Source organism: Microbacterium sp. UMB0228 (assembly GCF_002871415.1).
GTDB lineage: Bacteria > Actinomycetota > Actinomycetes > Actinomycetales > Microbacteriaceae > Microbacterium.
In genome coordinates, this window is the sequence record NZ_PNFU01000008.1 from 136,776 (window position 1) to 139,567 (window position 2,792).

The following is a 2,792-nucleotide window of genomic DNA, read 5'->3' on the forward strand; positions in this document are numbered from 1 at the left end:
CCAGGGTCCGTAGGCCTATGTCGAGCTCTTTGGCCTTGGCCTTCTGTCGCTCTCGGAGCGGCCGTTGCGGGTGGTACTCCAGTCGTGGCTCGCCCTCTCGGGCGACCTCACGACTGCCCGACCGGTATCCCGTGAGCACCTCACGGACGTGATCCGCCCGATGGTGAGCACCCGCCTGAGCGGACTGGGTTGCGTCCGACCAGACAAGCATCAAAGGTTGCGTCTGCTCGTCGTCGCCCACCCTGCCTGGCACGTGCACTCTGCCGCCTTCCGACTCCGGTTGCAGCACATCGATCATGCGGAGACGGCGAGTGCGCCCATCCGCGGTGCGGACGATGACGGCGCCATCACCGATCTCCGCGACCGTGCACATCTTTCCGTCGTAGGCAATCTGGGCCCCCGGGCTGACCTTCCAGGTGTTCTTCATCGGACGCGTTTCCCTTCTCGTTGATCTGCGGGTGTGTGGATCGTCGCGCTCGACACTCATGTCTCCAGGAGGCTGGTGATGTCGAGCACGCGGGTGAGGTCCGTGTGCAGGCGCCGCGTCCACATCAGGTGCAACACAACGGACCGAGCCAATCGCGGATCGGCAGTGATCGCCGTGACAGCTCGCACCGCTTCGCCGAATGTGACCGGAGTGGATAGCAACTCTGCTGCGCCATCGACTTCGGACTCGAGGAACTGGAAGCGCCGCCTATACCCGGCGAGGAACCGCACGTTCGCCAGCACGACAGGATCGGGCTCGGATTGCACCCGGTACTCCCAGCCGTGCCCCTCGATCACGCGCCGCGACCATCCCAGAGAATCGCGCACTTTCGGGCGTGACAACTTCTCAGCCGGCTTCACATCAACCACGCACCCCGACTCATCGGCGTGGACGAACAGGTAATCCGGGACGTGCTTGCGGCGCGTGCCGCGATCATCGCCGTCGAGCAGAAACGGCTGCGAGAGGATCCACACCACCCGCGGGTCGAAGTCGGCCAGCAGCAGGTTCACATACTCCAACCGCGACTCGTACCCCACCGGGGCCTCCATCGTCGCCGACCAGTACGAGCCGGAGAAGTGTCGCTGCTTGCGGTACCAACGAAACTCCCGCCACGGCACCGCGGTATCGAACTGACGAAGACGAACATCATTCAAGGCGATGACATCGACGTGATCGTCTGACCTGCGAATCTGAACCGTCGACGCCAGCCCGGTCACAGCCCCGACGCTCCCTGGTACGACAACGGAAACGAACCAGCCCCTGCGGTCCGGCGGTTTGTGAACATGTCGCCATCATGGGCGCCCACACACGCGTGCATCCATGCACGAAACCACCACGAATACGTAACACACGTCATACCGAGTTGCTCTTGCGAATCGGTCAATTACGTACTACGTGACGTACGTTCTAGTGAATGTCACATTCACTGTACTCTCGAAACGACCAGAATCAAGTTGTGTACGTCAGATAGACAACACCGGGAAGGAAGTCGCCTCGGAATCACCTCGCGCACGTGCCGGACGTCGGTGACGTATGCGAAACTCGGGGCATGACGATAGTGGAGCCGATCGCACCAGCGGAGTCGCGGCTGTTCTTCGGCAACAGCTACATGAACGCTGTCGTCATAGAGATCGCCGCCCTCGAAGGCGACACCTTCTCTCCCAAGCAGATCGTCGAAGCGACTGGACTGTTGGGGAGCATCGTCCACCCACTGATCCACAAGCTCCGCGACGCACACTTCCTTGAGTTCGTCGGACGCGTGCCCGGAGAGCGGACCCTGCTCTACCGGATCCGTGACAACTACTGGTGGGAAGCCGCGCGACGCTACGCCGCCGACCGGGAAGCCGCATCGGCCGAGCGCACGGCTTCCTAACTGCCTGGGGACTGCAGCGGAACGTAATAGGCATCCAGATCGATTGCTAGAGCTGTTCCCAGCCGGGAAAGTGCGCGATACAGACGCGTCGCGAACCAGATCAGTTCCTGTCCTCCTGGGGAGTACGCGACCCCGTCAGTCTGATCGAAGGCGCCTCCTCGGACAGCAATGCCGAGATCGAGCCCCGTGGGCTGAGGCTCGGTGATCGAGCCCACAGCTGCAGCACCGCGGATATCTCCCCAATCAAGATCCGTGCTGAGAAAGACACCCAGGATCGGCTTGGCTTCCGGATCCTGAGCTGGATACGTACCGCCTGCATGCCGGATCTCCGCTGAGGTGCGGTGAAGTCGGCGAACGCTGGCGACCTTGTCCCGGGCGTAGTCGAGGTTCTCCTTGTTCATTCTGGGCTTCACCTCACAAACGGCGTACAAGCTCTCGACCGGCACGAAGCGGACGTCGCCCTGCTCGAAAAAAAGGGGCGAGTACTGTCGATCGAAGATCGCAATGTCGATCTGTCCGCTCTGTTGCCCGAGGGAGTCGATTGCGAAGATTGGCCCGACCCCGTATCGCTGGGGAAGAAACTCCCGGAGCACGCTGACCCATTGCTCCTCGGTGGCGTCACCCTTGGTGCCGGGATGATCTGTGAACTGCGGCATGAGCCCCAGCCCTGTGAGCATGTGGTCCTGCTTCGCCGTATATGCCTTGGCAAGGTCGAACGGTTCGGACATGGGTGGTCTCGCTTTCAATGGACGCGGCTGGGAGATCGCCCGCGGGGATGGTGTCGAATGTTCGTGTTCGGACGCCACGCGCTTTGTGTAGGTCCACGACGTAGTTCTACCCGTCGCGCATAGCGGTCAGCTGAAGCGCCCCGGGTTTCGTGGAGGCTCGGTTATCTGGGACCGGCTCCGACGGGAACCTGTTCTCCAACGTAGC

4 protein-coding genes are annotated in these 2,792 nt (G+C 62.0%); 1 reads left to right on the forward strand and 3 read right to left on the reverse strand.

Translation table 11 applies throughout. The features are described 5' to 3' along the window. A partial coding sequence (locus CJ226_RS18190; RefSeq protein WP_219719982.1) for a hypothetical protein occupies positions 1–427 on the reverse strand: 427 nt, incomplete at its 3' end. A gap of 56 nt (positions 428–483) precedes the next feature. Then, positions 484–1,203: a TnsA-like heteromeric transposase endonuclease subunit gene (locus CJ226_RS16250; RefSeq protein WP_005055286.1), complete on the reverse strand. Its 720-nt coding sequence runs from the start codon at positions 1,201–1,203 to the stop codon at positions 484–486. 332 nt (positions 1,204–1,535) lie between these two features. On the opposite strand from CJ226_RS16250, the gene CJ226_RS16255 reads away from it, so the two are divergent. Continuing rightward, the gene (locus CJ226_RS16255; protein WP_005054589.1) at positions 1,536–1,859 is read left to right on the forward strand and encodes a hypothetical protein; all 324 of its coding nucleotides are present in this window, start codon (positions 1,536–1,538) and stop codon (positions 1,857–1,859) included. Here the strand turns inward: CJ226_RS16255 and CJ226_RS16260 are convergent. Continuing rightward, complete coding sequence (locus CJ226_RS16260) at positions 1,856–2,587, reverse strand: DUF6602 domain-containing protein (RefSeq protein WP_005054591.1); 732 nt, start codon at positions 2,585–2,587, stop codon at positions 1,856–1,858. The genes CJ226_RS16255 and CJ226_RS16260 overlap by 4 nt on opposite strands. Positions 2,588–2,792: the final 205 nt, after the last annotated feature.

Coding starts and splice junctions, on each gene's coding strand:
- CJ226_RS16260 (WP_005054591.1), bottom strand. CDS start 2,587: ATGTCCGAACCGTTCGACCTTGCCAAGGCATATACGGCGAAGCAGGAC.
- CJ226_RS16255 (WP_005054589.1), top strand. CDS start 1,536: ATGACGATAGTGGAGCCGATCGCACCAGCGGAGTCGCGGCTGTTCTTC.